The organism is Bacillus sp. FDAARGOS_235 (assembly GCF_002073415.2).
In the GTDB taxonomy this organism is placed as follows: domain Bacteria; phylum Bacillota; class Bacilli; order Bacillales; family Bacillaceae_G; genus Bacillus_A; species Bacillus_A toyonensis.
Map to the genome: position 1 here is coordinate 2,504,833 of NZ_CP020437.2, position 17,039 is coordinate 2,521,871.

Sequence of the window (17,039 nt, forward strand, 5' to 3'; positions counted from 1 at the left end):
TAAAATGTCTACTTATTTAGAGATATAAATATAAAATTCTAATGTATTATTTTTTCGAAATAATTTAACAAAATACGTGAATGTTACTTTTTTTATGTTATATAATAAAAAACGTATATAAATCAAAGATCCCTTCGGATATTTCACTAATTTTCATTTAAATTAAATTATTCGAATATATCTTAACTTATGAATTTCGGAGGTAATTTATCATGTTTTGGCTACAATTTCTTACCTTATTACTCTGCATTTTTATTGGTGCACGCCTAGGCGGAGTTGGCTTAGGAGTAATGGGCGGAGTTGGTATGGCAATACTCGTTTTTGTCTTCCACTTGCAACCAACCGCTCCTCCTATCGATGTAATGCTTATGATTTTAGCAGTAATTACTGCTGCTGGTGCTTTACAAGCCGCTGGAGGAATGGACTATCTTGTGCATCTAGCTGAGAAAGCTTTACGAAAAAATCCAAAGCGCATTACATTTTTCGCTCCAATTGTTACTTATTTATTCACACTATGTGCTGGCACTGGTCACGTTGCCTATTCTGTACTTCCTGTTATCGCAGAAGTCTCTCGTGAATCAGGAATTAGACCAGAACGACCAATGTCAATTGCCGTAATTGCTTCTCAACAAGCAATTACAGCTAGTCCCATTTCAGCTGCTACAGTTGCCCTTTTAGCAATGTTAGCTGACTATAAAATTACTTTATTAGATATTTTAAAAGTAAGTATCCCTTCTACTTTCATCGCTTGTATGGTAGCTGCATTCGTTGCTAGTAAAATGGGGAAAGAACTAAATGAAGACCCTGAATACTTAAAACGATTAAAAGAAGGTATGATTCCTAAGCTTGAAGAGAAAAAAGAATTTGTAGGTGTAAAAGGCGCTAAATTATCAGTTATTCTTTTCCTAGTAGGAACTTTCCTTGTCGTACTTCTTGGTTCATTTGAAGCACTTCGTCCAGGATGGATGGTTGACGGGAAGCTAGTTCGTCTTTCCATGCCAAACACAATTGAAATGGTTATGTTAACCATCGCAGCTCTTATTATTATTTTCTGTAAACCAAATGTAGAAAGCATTGTGTCTGGTAACGTCTTTAAAGCTGGAGCAACAGCGGTTGTTGCTATTTTCGGTATCGCTTGGATGGGAGATACTTTCTTTAACGGAAACTTAAATATGATTCAAGGATCAATTCAGCACTTAGTTACAAGTGCACCATGGCTATTTGCTATCGCATTATTCATTCTATCTATTTTACTGTACAGCCAAGCAGCAACAGTTCGTGCCTTAATGCCACTTGGACTATCTCTTGGTATTCCGCCAGCATTACTGATTGCTATGTTCCCTGCAGTAAACGGATACTTCTTCATTCCAAACTACGGAACAATTGTTGCTGCCATTAACTTCGACCGCACTGGTACAACAGGTATCGGTAAATACGTTTTAAATCATAGCTTCATGATTCCCGGCTTAATCGCAACCTTTACTTCTATCGGAATTGGAATGCTCTTAATTTCAATTATGTTTTAAATAAAAAGCACAAACCTATAATTTAAAAGGGTTTGTGCTTTTTTAATTAAACGTTTGTTTAATTTTTTCAATCAATAACTTCTACAACATACCCTTTCTTTTTTAAACCACTCAATATTTCTTCAATATGATTTCTATCTTTCGTTTCTAATGACAAGTGCAATTGCGCATATCCTGGAAATACCTTTGTACCAATCCGTTCTAAATGTATATTTAATACATTCGCTTCAAAATTTGTTACAATCTCGAGCAAATGATGCAAATAGCCTGGCTTATCTTTAATCATTGTCGCGATGTGAATGAAGCGTCCTGCTTCAACCATTCCATGCTCAATAATACGCGAAATAAAGTTTACATCGACATTTCCACCACTTAGTACGGATACGACCTTTTTTTCTTTTATTGGGACTTTGTGATAAAGCAAAGAAGCTAATGAGCTCGCACCAGACCCTTCAACCAACAATTTGTTCCGTTCAAGAAGCATTAACATCGTTCGTGCAATTTCCATTTCATCTACACAAAACACATCATCCACATAACGTTGTACAAGTTCAAAAGTCAAATCACCTGGCCTTTTAACCGCGATTCCATCCGCCATAGTTGGCGTCGACTCTACTGTTATTACCTTCTTTTCCTCAAGTGACTGTTTCATTCCCGGACAAGCAAGTGTCTGCACCCCATATATTTTCACTGATGGCTTTTGTTCTTTAATTGCCATCGCAACTCCTGCAATTAATCCTCCACCTCCAATAGGACAAATAACAGCCTCTACATCTTCCAGCTGTTGTAATATTTCCACACCGACTGTACCTTGACCAGCAATTACTGCTTCATCATCAAATGGATGTACAAATTTCGCTCCTGTCTTCTCTTTTAAATCTAGTGCATAAGCTAATGCATCATCAAATACATCACCTTGTAATTCTACATGTGCACCGTACTTTTTTGTCGCAAGTACCTTACTTAACGGAGCACCTTTTGGCATCACAATCGTACAAGGAATACTAAGCATATTACTAGAATAAGCGACTCCTTGCGCATGATTTCCAGCAGATGCCGCAACAACACCATTTTCTAAATCACCTTTCTCAAGAGAAACCATTTTATTATAAGAACCACGTACTTTAAAAGAGCCTGTCTTTTGTAAATTCTCCAGCTTTAAATACACTTCATTCTGTGATAACTCACTAAATGTACTTGAATAATCTAATGGGGTCATATGTACAATGCCCTTCATTTTCTCATAAGCAGCTATAATATCCTGAAATACAATCATGCCTTCGCCTCCGAAACAATATATGTTTATACATACTAGTTTAGGCGGCATATTTTGTTTTATACGACAAAAGACCACGTAGTATTTTCATACTACATGGTCTTTTATCTACAAACACTTATTTACTTCCCCAGCTAATCGCTTCGTACTTTCATACGCAGAATCCGCTAGACTAATTGCAGAAATAACTGAAACACCATCCGCACCCGCTTCTATAACGGCAGCAGTATTTTCAATTGTAATCCCACCGATACCAACAATCGGCACTGTAATTCCTTGTTCTCTAAAATGAGCTAAACCTTTCGTTCCTTGAACAGCTTTCGTATCTTTTTTCGTACTCGTTGGGAAAATAGGGCCAACTCCTAAATAATCAGCTCCGTTTTCAATCGCCCATTTTGCTTCTTCAATTGTATGTGTAGATACACCGATAATTTTATCTCCCATCTTTTCACGAACAGATGTAATCCCTTCATCATCTTGTCCTACATGAACACCATCTGCATCTAATTCAACGGCCAATTCTACATCATCATTTACAATGAAAGGAACACCATATTCCTTGCAAAGCGCCTGCAATTTCTTTGCAAAACGCACTCTATCCTCTCCAGTTAAAGTCCCTTCTCCCTTTTCACGAAATTGAAAAAGTGTCACTCCACCGTCTAACGCTTCTTTCAATATAGCTAACGGATCCTTCATGCAATTATTGCTTCCCATAATAAAATACACTTGTAATAGGTTAGACATTTTCTTGGTTTCAATGCGCATCATGTGTTTCATCCCCTTACTCTAACTCCTCAATCTTCCCATACTTCTCAATATCACCGGAAGTTGTATTCGCTAATTGATTTAAAAATTCAATTTGGAAACTACCAGGCCCTTTTTCTACCGTCTTAGCAGCTGCTAGTTCCGCAGCTACACCATAAAATGTTACTGCTGCTACTGCTGCCTTTACATAATCTTTTTCTACCGCAATAAATGCTCCTATTACAGAAGTTAGTAAACAACCCGTTCCAGTAACCTTTGTTAAAATAGAGTGACCGTTTCGAATAAGAATCGTTCGCTCTCCATCTGTAACGACATCTTCTTTTCCAGTAATGACCGCAACTGTATTCAATTCCTCTGCTGTCTGTTTTGCAATATTTACAACATTGCCATTTCCAGTACCAGCATCTACCCCTTTAATTTCCCATCTCTCATTAATAACGTTAGCTACTTCAGCTGCATTCCCACGAATTATCGCTAGATCTATTTCAGCTGGAATATGTCTCGCAACTTCTGTTCGATACGATGTTGCTCCTGCGCCAACAGGATCAAACAATACTGGTACATCATTCGTATTAGCCGACTTACCAGCAAGTAACATCGCTTCTACTTCCTCGGGACGAAGTGTTCCCATATTTAATACTAACGCTCCCGCAATGCTAGCCATTTCTGCTACTTCTTCTTTTGCATACGCCATTACAGGCGATGCCCCTAGTGCTAACAAACCGTTCGCTGTAAAGTTTGTTACAACAACATTTGTAATATTATGAACGAGCGGATTAGATTCCCTCACTAAATCCACTACTTTACTAATTTCTTTCATATTCATCCTTTTCATCTCCTAACTATAATGATGGGAGATACACAAAAAGGCACTTTGCGCGTATGCAAAGTGCCTGAACATGTGCTTTTACACTCTCCCTACGCTGGCATTATCCAACAGGTTCAAATGGTCAATGACGGATTAGTCATACTCTCAGTTTGCATCCACAAACTCCCATGTGTTTCTTATTCATCTACTTCAAAGTCTACTCTTATTCTAGTAAAATAACAAGTTCTTTACTTTTCCGTATAAAGTGAAACTTTAATCAGTGGGAGTTTTGTTCATTCCACTAAAACAGCTCAAACCTCGAGCGAAACTGAATCTCAAGAAAATGTATGCTATATTTAACTTATGGAAATTTGAAAGGATGTTTTTAATATGTCAAAAAGCGTTGTAATCGCTGAAAAACCTTCCGTTGCGCGAGATATTGCTCGTGTACTGAAGTGTGATAAAAAAGGAAACGGTTATCTTGAAGGTAGTAAATATATTGTAACTTGGGCTTTAGGTCATCTCGTTACATTAGCAGATCCAGAAAGCTATGATGTGAAATATAAAAAGTGGAATTTAGAAGACTTACCGATGCTACCGGAGCGTTTGAAATTAACGGTTATTAAACAAACTGGTAAACAGTTTAATGCTGTGAAAAGCCAGCTACTTAGAAAAGATGTAAATGAAATTATTGTCGCTACAGACGCAGGTCGTGAAGGCGAATTAGTCGCACGCTGGATTATCGATAAAGTTAAGTTGAATAAACCAATTAAACGTTTATGGATTTCTTCTGTAACCGATAAAGCAATTAAAGATGGTTTTGCAAATTTAAAACCAGGTAAGGCATATGACAATTTATACGCTTCAGCAGTTGCGCGTTCAGAAGCTGACTGGTATATCGGCCTTAACGCGACTCGAGCTTTAACAACTCGCTTTAACGCTCAACTAAATTGTGGTCGTGTACAAACACCTACTGTTGCTATGATCGCTAGTCGTGAAGATGAAATAAAAAACTTCAAAGCTCAAACTTACTACGGTATCGAAGCTCAAACAACTGATAAGTTAAAACTAACTTGGCAAGATGCAAACGGTAATAGCCGTAGTTTTAATAAAGAAAAAATTGATGGTATTGTAAAAAATCTAGATAAACAAAATGCCACTGTTGTGGAAATTGATAAAAAACAGAAGAAGTCATTCTCTCCTGGTCTTTACGATTTAACTGAATTACAACGTGATGCAAATAAAAAGTTTGGTTACTCTGCTAAAGAAACATTAAACATTATGCAGAAATTATATGAACAACATAAAGTGTTAACGTATCCTCGTACAGATTCACGCTACATTTCATCTGATATCGTTGGAACACTTCCAGAACGTCTAAAAGCGTGCGGTGTCGGGGAATATCGTCCGTTAGCACATAAAGTACTACAAAAGCCAATTAAGCCTAATAAATCATTTGTTGATGATAGTAAAGTAAGCGATCATCACGCAATTATTCCAACAGAAGGATACGTTAACTTCTCATCCTTTACAGATAAAGAGCGTAAAATTTATGATTTAGTTGTGAAACGTTTCTTAGCTGTTTTATTCCCTGCATTCGAATACGAGCAACTAACGTTACGCACAAAAGTTGGTAATGAAACGTTCATTGCACGCGGAAAAACGGTTTTACACGCTGGTTGGAAAGAAGTATACGAAAATCGCTTTGAAGACGATGATGTAACTGATGACGTAAAAGAGCAGCTTCTACCTCACATTGAAAAAGGTGATACATTAGCTGTAAAGTTAATTATGCAAACATCAGGTCAAACAAAGCCTCCTGCACGATTTAATGAAGCGACTTTACTTTCAGCAATGGAGAATCCTACAAAATATATGGATACGCAAAATAAACAACTTGCTGATACGTTAAAATCGACTGGTGGATTAGGCACTGTAGCGACACGTGCAGATATTATCGACAAACTCTTCAATTCATTTTTACTTGAAAAGCGTGGTAAAGATATTCACATTACATCAAAAGGCCGTCAGTTACTTGATTTAGTACCAGAAGAGTTAAAATCTCCTACACTAACTGGTGAATGGGAACAAAAACTTGAGGCTATCGCAAAGGGTAAACTGAAAAAAGAAGTCTTCATTTCTGAAATGAAGAACTATACGAAAGAAATTGTTTCTGAAATTAAATCAAGTGATAAAAAATATAAACATGACAACATTTCAACGAAGTCTTGTCCAGACTGTGGTAAACCAATGCTAGAAGTAAACGGCAAAAAAGGAAAAATGCTCGTTTGCCAAGACCGTGAATGTGGTCATCGTAAAAATGTATCTCGTACAACAAACGCTCGTTGTCCACAATGTAAGAAGAAACTAGAACTACGTGGTGAGGGTGAAGGTCAAATCTTTGCATGTAAATGTGGCTATCGCGAAAAATTATCGACATTCCAGGAGCGACGTAAAAAAGAATCTGGAAACAAAGCTGATAAGCGTGACGTTCAAAAATATATGAAACAACAGAACAAAGAAGAAGAACCATTAAATAACCCGTTCGCAGAAGCATTAAAGAAATTAAAATTTGATTAAACAAAAAGGTTCCTACCGGAGGTAGGAACCTTTTTTTAGTGAATGATTTTACTTCCTTTTGCATTCTCAACGAATTTTTCACTTGATTTATTAATTGGTGTTTTCAGTAATAATGCAGCAACAATCATAACTACTACGAAAGCACTTAGTACAAGTAAATCTCTCGTTACGATATCCCAAAGCATTCCACCCACTGTTTCACGAATTGCACTAATTGCATACGTGAATGGTAAGAACGGATAAAGTGCTTGGAAGAACGCCGGTGTCATTTGAATTGGGAATGTTCCGCCCGACCCTGCTACTTGCAGTACAAGTAAAATGATCGCCATCGATTTCCCAACGTTTCCGAAAATAGAAACGAGTGAGTATACGATACAAACGAAGACTCCACCAATAAATAAACTAAATAACACAAACCAGAATTTATCGACTACGTACGTACCGAGTAAGAATATATCTCCCATTGATACGATAAACGCTTGTGAAAGACCTATCGTTAAGAATGTTAATAAACGTCCGAAGTAAACTTCATGGCTCTTATAATTTGCGCCCTCTTCATGTACTTCTACTGTTAATAATGAAACCATTAATAATGCGCCTACCCATAATGCAAGCACTGTATAGAATGGTGACATCGCTGAACCGTAGTTCGGCATCGCAAATAATTTATTCTCTTTTAAATTTACTGGATTTGCAAAGTAATCACTTTGCTTTTCAACATCATTTTTCAATAGGCGTATGATGTCTTTTAAATCTTCTTCAGATTCAAAATCACGAATTTTATCTGCTAATTCTTTAATCTTTTTCTCAGTCTCCGGCATTTCGGCTTTAATGTCTGCTAATTTCTTTCTACCGTCTACTAAGCCTTTTGATGAATCTTCTAGTAATTTTTTAACATCTGGAAGCTTTTTGTCTGCTTCGCTTAAAATTTGAGTTGTGTTTTTAGACATACGTTTCGTACGTTCAATTGCTGTATTAAAGTTTGGAACGATTTCTGAATCATATGTTGCTAAGAAATCTCCTAATTGAGCTGAGGCATTTTTAGTTGCTTCATTAATACTTTCTACAACCTCTTTTGTAGGCTTCTGTCCATTGTTAATTAATGTAGTTGCCTTATTTGTTGCATCTATACCTTTTTGAACAGCATTTTGTGCTTTATTCAATTTTGCAATTCCATTATTAAGGTTTTTGTCACTATTTACATCTGCTAATACCTTATTTGTGCTTTCTAGAACCGGAATCGCATCACCAATTAGATTCTTAGTAGCTTGTAATTGACCATTTAAATCGTTTAAATATACTTTTGTGCTATCTAATCCATTAACACCTCTATTATTTACGTCTGCTATAATACCTTCAAAAGTATTTTTTGCCTTATCATATTCATTTTTCACAGTATCGTATGCTCCATTTGCATCAGCTTTCGCTTGATCAACTGTGCTAACTGCTTTTTTATAATCTGCTACAAATGTTTCATTATAATCTTTTTCCGCTTGATCAATTAATCCATTTGCTGCATCTAATTTTTGATTTGCTGCATCTGTTACATCTTTCTTTACTTCTTGTCCTGTACCAATAACATTTACAATATCTTTAATACCGTTGTTTGCATTTTCCATACCGCTTTTCAGCTTAGTTAAGCGATCCACTCGCCCTTGGAAAAAGCTTTGACCAAAATCAGTCGTAGCCGATTTTTGAAGTTCAGTAAATACATTAATAAGGTATGCAACACTATCTGTACGACCTTGAAGATTTTCAGAAACCGCATTAAGATCTTGCTTTGCCTTTTCTGGATCAAACTGACCATTTTGCAATCCGTTTACAACACTTTTCCCGTATGTTGTTCCTGCACGTGCCGAGTTCAAAACATTATTCACTGTTTGATTAATATTTCTTGCAATATTTTTATAACCTTCATCATTCAACTTTGAAAGGTCCGGACGCGCTGGAAACTCAGGTAATCCCTTCATACCAGAAAGGTCTATCCCTGGATTCATTAAAAAGTTCGTAAACGTATTTGCTTTGTCCATTACATCTTTAGCCGTTGTTAAATGATTTCGTATCGTCCCAGGAGCATTTTGCAATGTTTGATCGTTGTTTGCAAAGAACTTATCTAAATTCCCTAACGCTTCTTGCCCATCATTAATAACACTTTCTACAACCGGTAACTCTTTTTGTGCTACTTTCACAACATCTTCTGCTCGAGTCGCATCATCTAACGCCTTATCCATAAGTGTATTCATTTCTGGGAACTGCGCTTCTAACTTAAATACAAGATCTTTTACTTTCTCGATGCTTGGTAAGTTTGTTTCTAAATCGATTCCAAGGTCATTGAAAATTTTAAAAATCTCACCGTTTGCTGTTTTAACAAAGTTTTTACTAATTTCTTCTGTAATACCTGATGCACCTTTTGCTGTAATTTTCGGTGCAATCGCATTTACTTTTTCATTCACATAGTAATCCAGTTCTGGTTTCTTTGGATTTTCATCCAGAACAGTTGCAATTTTTTCAGAGAAGTCTTTCGGAATCGTAATGCTCGCATAATAATCCCCACGCTCAACTCCGTAAATTGCTTGTTTTTCATCTACAAATTTCCAGCCAAGATTTTTGTTTTTCTTAAGAGAATCTACAATCTCGTCCCCGATATTGATATCTTTCCCTCTTAAATTAGAGCCTGCATCTTGGTTAGAAACTGCAATGGGAACTTCTTTTGTATTTCCATATGGATCCCAAGAAGCTTTAATGTTAAACCATGCATATAACGATGGTAAAATCATTAACCCTAAAACAATAACAATTGCAGCCCAATGTTTAGCTACATTCCGTAAATCTGTCTTATAAATACGCCAAATTTGTTTCATAGAAGTTATCACCTAATTATATATTTTTCCTTCTTTAGAAAATGATACATACATTTTGCAATTATATCACTTTCTACATCGTGGATTAAACGAAAACACACTATTTTTTCCATTAAATATTTCACTTACTTCATTATATAACGAAGTAAAAAAAGTATGCATACAAAATGACCAAATTAGTTTTACATTCAATAATAACAAATATATAGGAAATGTCATAAAAAATACAAGTATTTTCTCTTGGAAATACTTGTATTCCTAAAAAAAATCCTCACAGCTTTTATTACCTGTGAGGATTTCTTCTATTATATATCTAATTGAACCTCTACACCGAAATGATCTGAAATTACATTTCGGTTTGTACCATTAAAAATAACTTTTGAAGAACGAACTCTTTTACTTTGGTTACACACTATTAAATCGATTCGCAAATTATGTTTATTTTCATCCCAACCAGCAATCTCGCCTTGGACAGTTGTTCCTTCATCCTTCTCTATCGCTAGTTCGTATGTGTCGTACAAACCTTTTTGCATCAAATATTCATAACCTTCACCCTGCAAACGAGCATTATTATTAAAATCCCCCATTAAGAAGGAAAGCTCATTGCTATCTACACGCTCCATCAAACGATCGACTTGACCTTGGAATGATTCTTCTTCATCATTCCACCAACCTAGATGGCAAGAATAAAACGTTATATCCTTACCATTATAAGCAATTGTTGCACTTACAATTTTACGTGTTTTCCAATACGTTGTATCTTTATTTTCTGATATAAAGAACGTATCTTCTTTTATAATAGTATGCTTTGTTATAATCGCTAATCCTTCTTCGTACACATCATAACCAATATGAGAGAAATCCCAAGTAATATTGTAATCTTTTACATGTAACGCTTTTAACTCTTCTAATAGTAAAAGTCCAAAATTATCTTTTTTCTTGTTACCGCATACATTTTCAGCTTGTATCGACTGACTGACTTCTTGCAATGCGATGACATCGTATTCTTCTTCTTGAATGACTTTAGCAAGATATTTTATCTTTTCCATTTGATTCTCTTCTTGCCAAGAGTGACAGTTTAAAGTTAGCAATTTCATATTATTACGCACCTAACATATCTTGAATGTCTGACTTTAATACGTCAGCTTTCGGACCATATACTGCTTGTACACCTTTATCTTTTACGATTAGTCCTAAAGCACCATTTTGTTTCCACTGCGCTTCTGGTGCAACAACATCTAAATCTTTTACTGTTACACGTAAACGCGTCATACAAGCATCTACGTCAGCAATATTTTCTTTTCCACCTAATAAATCAATAACTTTTGTTGCTAATGAACCATCTTGTACATTTCCTGTTCCTTCTGATGACTCATCTTCATTATCAATATAGTTACCTGCACGTCCTGGTGTTGGTAAATTGAACTTTTTAATTAAGAAATTGAATAATGTAAAGTTAAGACCGAAGAATACTAATGAAACGATAACGAAATTGATTAAATCTCTTGTTAGTCCTGCATTAACCATCATCGGTGTACGAGTAATTAACTCAATAAATCCAAATGCGTGAACACGTAAGTTGATTAAATCTGCTAATGCAAATGCAAGTCCTGTTGTAATAGCATATACAACATATAGTACTGGTGCAATAAACATGAACATGAATTCAATTGGTTCTGTTACACCTGTTAAAAATACTGCTAATGCTGCTGATAAGAACATTGGTTTATATTTTGCACGTTTTTCTTTATCAACATTACGGAACATCGCAAAAGCAATTCCCATTAACGCTGCTGTTGAGCCGATAACTTGTCCAGCTTTGAAACGAGCTGGTACAACGTTATTTAATAAATCGTTATATGCTTTCGTATCTCCACTTGCTAATAAATTATTTAAGTCTGTAATCCATGCAAGCCATAATGGATCTTGTCCTGCTACAATTTGTCCAACTTTTGAGCCAGTTAACATCGTATATGTTCCGCCTAGCTCTGTGTAATTCATCGGAATCGTTAACATATGATGTAATCCGAATGGTAATAATAAACGTTCTAACGTTCCATATACAAATGGCGCAACAACTGGCGCACTATCTTTAGATGCTGCAATCCAGCGACCAAATTCATTTAATCCACTTTGGATAAATGGCCATAAAAGTGATAATACAATCGCAGTGACTGTAGACCAAACAATTACAACGAATGGTACGAATCGTTTTCCATTAAAGAATGCTAATGCCTGTGGCAGTTTATTATAGTTATAGTATTTGTTATATAAAGTAGCTCCTAAGAAACCTGTGATAATACCTACGAAAACTCCCATGTTTAATGCTGGTGCACCAAGTACAGAAGTAAAGTAATCTTTTACAACTAAATCTCCTGCTAATACTGAAGAAACTGTCGCTTTTGAATCCGCTAACATTTGAGCGTTTACGCCAAATATTGCTCCTGTAATTCGATTTGTTAAGACGAATGCTAATAGTGCTGCAAATGCACCACCTGCGCGATCCTTCGCCCAAGATCCCCCAATTGCTACTGCAAATAAAATGTGTAAATTTGTAATAATTGCCCAACCGATGTCTTCCATTACACGAGCAATAGTATGAACTGCGTTAATATCCCCAGCAGACATTCCAATTAGCTTACCGATGGAAATCATTAAACCAGCTGCTGGCATTACAGCTACAACAACTAATAATGCTTTCCCGAACTTTTGCCAAAAATCAAAAGACGTAATTTTCATCTGTTCTTCCTCCCCTTTATTTATAACAACATAATGATTTAAATTATAATTTCTGTTTCTCTTATGAAAACGATTCCTCATATTGCTTTATCTTTTTTGTTACGCAACCGTTTTCATAAATCTATTTTAATAAAAGCGTTTTCACATTGCAATAGAAATTTATTTTTTTTCATAAAAAAAGATGCTCAAGGAGCATCTTTTTGTATTATGAAATGCGATAAACCCTTGTTTCATAAGGTTTTAACGTGATTGTAGTTAATTGTTCATGTTCCGCAACTTCATAGTTATTTAAAAGCAAACGTTTGCGTTCTAGTGCGAATAAAGGCTCATTATACACAGCTTCCTCTTTTGAGATATTACTAATTACAATGACTTTTTCATCCTGTAACGTACGTGTATATGCATAAATTTGTGGATCGTCCTCTAAAAGTAAATCGTACGTACCATAATTCAATACATCGTGCTCTTTTTTCAAGGCAATCATTGTCTTATAGAAATTGAAAATAGACTTTTCGTCATTTTTTTGCTTTTCAACATTAATTTCTTCGTAATTTGGATTCATGCCAAACCAAGGTGCATTTGTTGTGAAACCAGCATTCATCTCATCGTTCCACTGCATAGGTGTACGTGAATTATCACGGCAAGAAGCCCATATAATTTCCATCATATCTTGATGTGATACGCCTTCTGCAATTTTCTCTCGATATAAATTTTTAATTGCTACATCATCGTAATCTTCAATATTTGGTAACTGAACATTTGTCATACCAATTTCTTGTCCTTGATAAATAAACGGTGTACCGTGCATAAAGAAATACATCGCTCCTAGAGCTGTTGCACTTTCACGCCAATATTGTTTATCATCTCCCCACGTTGAAACGATACGTGGCTTATCGTGATTCTCGATATATAAAGCATTCCATCCTTTATTCTCTAATCCTTTTTGCCATTTCGTTAATACCTTTTTCAATCCTACAACATCAAGGTCTTTCTTCTTTTCTGCATCCCATAAGCTTAAATGTTCAAACTGGAATACCATATTGAATTTACCTTGCTCTTCTCCAACCCAAAGCTCAGCATCTTCAATCTTAACGCCATTCGCTTCACCAACAGTCATAATATCGTACTTAGAAAATGTATTTTCTTTTAACTCTTCTAATAAAGGTTGAATACCATCCACATTCATATGTTTATCAAAAGATGGTACATATTTTAATTCTTTTGGATTTGGCATATCGTTGAAGCCATCTTCTTTTTTAATATGGCTAATTGCATCAACACGGAAACCATCAATTCCCTTATCAAGCCACCAATTAACTGTATTGTATAACACTTCACGAACTTCTTTATTCTCCCAGTTTAAATCTGGTTGTTTACGTGAGAATAAATGTAAATAATATTGTTCTGTTACTTCATCATATTCCCATGCCGAACCATTAAAAATACTTTCCCAGTTGTTTGGTTCCGCACCATCTTTACCATCATGCCAAATGTACCAATCACGCTTCGGATTGTCTTTAGATGAACGAGATTCAATAAACCATGGATGTTCATCACTCGTATGATTAATAACTAAATCAATAATAAGCTTCATGTCACGCTTATGAACTTCATCTAATAAAGCATCAAAATCCGCCATTGTACCAAACTCATCCATAATATCTTGATAATCACTAATATCATAACCATTATCATCATTGGGAGACTTATACATTGGACAAATCCAAATTACATCTATACCTAAATCTTTTAAATAATCCAGCTTTGCAATAATACCTTGTAAATCTCCAATACCATCACCATTTGAATCCATAAAGCTTCGTGGATAAATTTGATAAGCAACTGCTTCTTTCCACCATGTCTTATTCATAGTCATTCTCTCCTTTTGCATCCCATCGGAAATTTTATGCAAACGTTTTCGTAACACTATCATAACAAAATATGAATAGTTTGCAACTGTTTTCATTGAACTCTATGTAGATTCCTTATTCTTATGCTTTATCCCGCTATTGGCCGGGCAGTAAGAACCCCACCTCAAAATTCAGCGAAAGCAAAGAAGTTCGGCGGGGATCGGGCTGCCCGTTAAAGTCCGATTGGTGAAGGCTAATAATCAGTGGGGGAGGAACAAAACTCCCACTGATTATTAGCCTTCACTTTATTTATTTCTCACAAAGGTAAATCTCATTCTTACCTGCTCTTGTCCACGCACGTTACATACGCTTTTCATATATTAATAAAAAGCACTGCTTATTTTAGAAAGGAGTGATAAATTGAAACAAACAAAATTAACAGGTCGTATCGTTGTTCCCTCAGATCCTGACTATGACGTAGCCCGAATAAATTTAAATTTAAGTATTCCAAAACTCCCTTGTATTATTGTTTTTTGCCAAAATAAAAATGATGTGTGTAATGCCTTAAAATGGGCACGTGAACGTCATATACCATTTCGCTTAAGAAGCGGACGTCATAGCTATGAAAATTTTTCTCTTTTAAATAGAGGACTTATTATTGATGTGAGTGAAATGCATCGCATTACTGTTAATACAAATAAATTAACAGCAACAATTGAAGCTGGTGCAAATCTTGGTACGGTTTATAAAGAACTTTGGAATTATGGTGTTACAATACCGGCTGGTACAAGTGCAAGTGTTGGAATTGTTGGATTAACACTTGGTGGTGGTATCGGTATGCTTTCACGCTTATTTGGATTAACATGTGATCAATTAGTAGAAGTTGAAATGGTACAAGCATGCGGTAAATTGGGCGCAAAAATCATTCGTGCAAACGAACAAGAAAACCCTAACTTGTTTTGGGCGTGCCGCGGCGGTGGTGGTGGAAACTTCGGAATTGTTACTTCTTTAACTTTTCGAGTACATCCTATAAAAAATGTATCAATCTTCTCCATCACATGGGAATGGGAAGATTTTATCGCTGCATTTCAAGCTTGGCAAAACTGGGCGCCTTATATAGATGAACGTCTCACTTCATCAATTGAATTATTCGCAAAGCAACAAAATAAAATTGAAGCACAAGGTGAGTTTGTTGGCTCTCCCTCTGAACTCCATTCCTTATTATCACCGCTTCTTGAAACTGGTACCCCCTCTCTCTTTATAGATGAAGTTCCTTATATAAAGGCTGTTGAATTTTTTAACAGTGGCAACATCCCTGAAAACTTCAAACGGTCCGGTTCCTACGTATATAAACCTATCCCTCTTAAAGGCATTCAGATTATGCAATATTTTCTTTCTCATGCACCAAATAAAGATGCGAGTATTTGGCACCAATCGCTCGTAGGTGCTGTGGAAAATATTTCGCCTACTGAAACAGCTTATTTCCATCGCAAAGCAATTATTGCGCAAGAATACATTACCTCTTGGAAATGCGATGATGAAGAAAATCGAAATATACGCTGGGTTAAAGATTTAAGAGAAAGCTTATATCCTTATACACTAGGTGATTATGTCAATTGGCCCGATATCGACATTAAAAATTGGCAAACTAGTTACTATGGCTCTAACTTTCACAGATTACGTAAAGTGAAAACTATATATGATCCTTGCAATGTTTTTCGTTTTCAACAAAGTATCCCACCCTTTCATACGTAAAAAAGGGGATAAAATAAAAAATCATCCAATATGCCGTTACCTCGCAGCATGTTGGATGATTCAAGTTGATTTTCTATATCTTTTCAAATTATTGCTCCTACTCATAAACTTTCAATTACGGATTAATTGTATTTCTCATCATTTTTATGCAATGAATGTAATTTAATATTTGGTACTTTATCTTTTTCAATACCGCTATTATAAGCAACAGGAATTTGAAATTCCAATTGTTTTGTCTCATGTTTTTGTAAATAGACTGGTTTCGGTACTGGATAACTTTTGGAAGTTTCTGTTGCATTATCATATAAAACAATTTTTAATGCTTGTGAATGATTACGATAATTTTTTAAAGTAACAATGCACTTTTGTTCAATATCCCCTCCATTCTTCTCCATTCTACATTGACTATCTTCTTTTTTATATTCTATCGCCTCTACCCCTGTTTTTCCTGCGTAGTACCATGTTTTATTCAATGTCTGGAGGATGTTATTTAGCATAAACGGCATCATTAAAATCAAAATACTAATGCCTACTACTTTTATCTTATTCATTGTTCTAAATGTACTAGATTTCTTTTTTACTAACCATTTTACAAATAATATAAATGCGATTACATGTAGTATGAAAGAAACGATTACTATATTTGAGACTTTATAATCCATATAAGTATATGTATATACCGGAACATTAAAGAAATTGAATAGTTTTTCCCCAATTAATTCATTATCGTTTGGAATTTTTAATAATAACAAAACCCCTATACTGTAACAAATATCTACTAATCGATCATACTCAATTCGGACCATTCTTTCTCTCCTTCCCCTTACTTTTTTATTATCGATTTTAGCTATTATTACCATGCTATACAATCTTTTTATA

General features: G+C 35.4%; 11 protein-coding genes and 1 riboswitch. Of the genes, 3 read left to right on the forward strand and 8 right to left on the reverse strand.

Annotated elements, in window-relative coordinates; genetic code table 11:
- Window positions 1-212 precede the first annotated feature (212 nt).
- On the forward strand, window positions 213-1,526 hold the full coding sequence (locus A6J74_RS14765; RefSeq protein WP_000498718.1) for an anaerobic C4-dicarboxylate transporter family protein: 1,314 nt from the start codon (window positions 213-215) through the stop codon (window positions 1,524-1,526).
- Between the two features lie 67 nt (window positions 1,527-1,593).
- Here A6J74_RS14765 and ilvA read toward each other — a convergent pair whose 3' ends face one another.
- The 3 genes from ilvA to thiM form a co-directional block, all read right to left on the reverse strand.
- Window positions 1,594-2,802, reverse strand: a complete 1,209-nt coding sequence (gene ilvA / locus A6J74_RS14770; RefSeq protein WP_080609538.1) for a threonine ammonia-lyase — start codon at window positions 2,800-2,802, stop codon at window positions 1,594-1,596.
- Window positions 2,803-2,910: 108 nt separating this feature from the next.
- Window positions 2,911-3,570 (reverse strand): thiamine phosphate synthase, encoded by a 660-nt coding sequence (gene thiE, locus A6J74_RS14775; RefSeq protein ID WP_000984529.1) that lies wholly within the window; start codon window positions 3,568-3,570, stop codon window positions 2,911-2,913.
- 13 nt (window positions 3,571-3,583) lie between these two features.
- Complete coding sequence (thiM, locus tag A6J74_RS14780; protein ID WP_001056099.1) at window positions 3,584-4,393, reverse strand: hydroxyethylthiazole kinase; 810 nt, start codon at window positions 4,391-4,393, stop codon at window positions 3,584-3,586.
- Window positions 4,394-4,465: 72 nt separating this feature from the next.
- Window positions 4,466-4,575: riboswitch (TPP riboswitch) on the reverse strand.
- A gap of 190 nt (window positions 4,576-4,765) precedes the next feature.
- Between thiM and topB the strand changes: the two genes are divergently transcribed.
- Entirely contained in the window at window positions 4,766-6,955 is a 2,190-nt protein-coding gene (gene topB, locus A6J74_RS14785; protein ID WP_000047307.1) for a DNA topoisomerase III, read from the forward strand.
- A gap of 35 nt (window positions 6,956-6,990) precedes the next feature.
- On the opposite strand, the gene A6J74_RS14790 is transcribed toward topB, so the two are convergent.
- The 4 genes from A6J74_RS14790 to A6J74_RS14805 form a co-directional block, all read right to left on the reverse strand.
- On the reverse strand, window positions 6,991-9,816 hold the full coding sequence (locus A6J74_RS14790; protein ID WP_000810063.1) for a YhgE/Pip domain-containing protein: 2,826 nt from the start codon (window positions 9,814-9,816) through the stop codon (window positions 6,991-6,993).
- Window positions 9,817-10,121: 305 nt separating this feature from the next.
- Window positions 10,122-10,913, reverse strand: a complete 792-nt coding sequence (locus A6J74_RS14795; protein WP_000772006.1) for an endonuclease/exonuclease/phosphatase family protein — start codon at window positions 10,911-10,913, stop codon at window positions 10,122-10,124.
- A gap of 4 nt (window positions 10,914-10,917) precedes the next feature.
- The gene (locus A6J74_RS14800; protein WP_000705554.1) at window positions 10,918-12,555 is read right to left on the reverse strand and encodes a PTS transporter subunit IIBC; all 1,638 of its coding nucleotides are present in this window, start codon (window positions 12,553-12,555) and stop codon (window positions 10,918-10,920) included.
- Between the two features lie 205 nt (window positions 12,556-12,760).
- Complete coding sequence (locus A6J74_RS14805; protein ID WP_001044719.1) at window positions 12,761-14,425, reverse strand: glycoside hydrolase family 13 protein; 1,665 nt, start codon at window positions 14,423-14,425, stop codon at window positions 12,761-12,763.
- 400 nt (window positions 14,426-14,825) lie between these two features.
- Here A6J74_RS14805 and A6J74_RS14810 point away from each other — a divergent pair, with 400 nt between their 5' ends.
- The gene (locus tag A6J74_RS14810) at window positions 14,826-16,160 is read left to right on the forward strand and encodes an FAD-binding oxidoreductase (RefSeq protein ID WP_000814877.1); all 1,335 of its coding nucleotides are present in this window, start codon (window positions 14,826-14,828) and stop codon (window positions 16,158-16,160) included.
- Window positions 16,161-16,282: 122 nt separating this feature from the next.
- On the opposite strand, the gene A6J74_RS14815 is transcribed toward A6J74_RS14810, so the two are convergent.
- The gene (locus A6J74_RS14815) at window positions 16,283-16,966 is read right to left on the reverse strand and encodes a hypothetical protein (RefSeq protein WP_000251634.1); all 684 of its coding nucleotides are present in this window, start codon (window positions 16,964-16,966) and stop codon (window positions 16,283-16,285) included.
- Between the last annotated feature and the right edge of the window lie 73 nt (window positions 16,967-17,039).

Excerpts from the sequence above, each read along its gene's own strand:
- A6J74_RS14765 (WP_000498718.1), top strand. The coding sequence starts at position 213 with ATGTTTTGGCTACAATTTCTTACCTTATTACTCTGCATTTTTATTGGT.
- ilvA (WP_080609538.1), bottom strand. The coding sequence starts at position 2,802 with ATGATTGTATTTCAGGATATTATAGCTGCTTATGAGAAAATGAAGGGC.
- thiE (WP_000984529.1), bottom strand. The coding sequence starts at position 3,570 with ATGATGCGCATTGAAACCAAGAAAATGTCTAACCTATTACAAGTGTAT.
- thiM (WP_001056099.1), bottom strand. The coding sequence starts at position 4,393 with ATGAATATGAAAGAAATTAGTAAAGTAGTGGATTTAGTGAGGGAATCT.
- topB (WP_000047307.1), top strand. The coding sequence starts at position 4,766 with ATGTCAAAAAGCGTTGTAATCGCTGAAAAACCTTCCGTTGCGCGAGAT.
- A6J74_RS14790 (WP_000810063.1), bottom strand. The coding sequence starts at position 9,816 with ATGAAACAAATTTGGCGTATTTATAAGACAGATTTACGGAATGTAGCT.
- A6J74_RS14795 (WP_000772006.1), bottom strand. The coding sequence starts at position 10,913 with ATGAAATTGCTAACTTTAAACTGTCACTCTTGGCAAGAAGAGAATCAA.
- A6J74_RS14800 (WP_000705554.1), bottom strand. The coding sequence starts at position 12,555 with ATGAAAATTACGTCTTTTGATTTTTGGCAAAAGTTCGGGAAAGCATTA.
- A6J74_RS14805 (WP_001044719.1), bottom strand. The coding sequence starts at position 14,425 with ATGAATAAGACATGGTGGAAAGAAGCAGTTGCTTATCAAATTTATCCA.
- A6J74_RS14815 (WP_000251634.1), bottom strand. The coding sequence starts at position 16,966 with ATGGTCCGAATTGAGTATGATCGATTAGTAGATATTTGTTACAGTATA.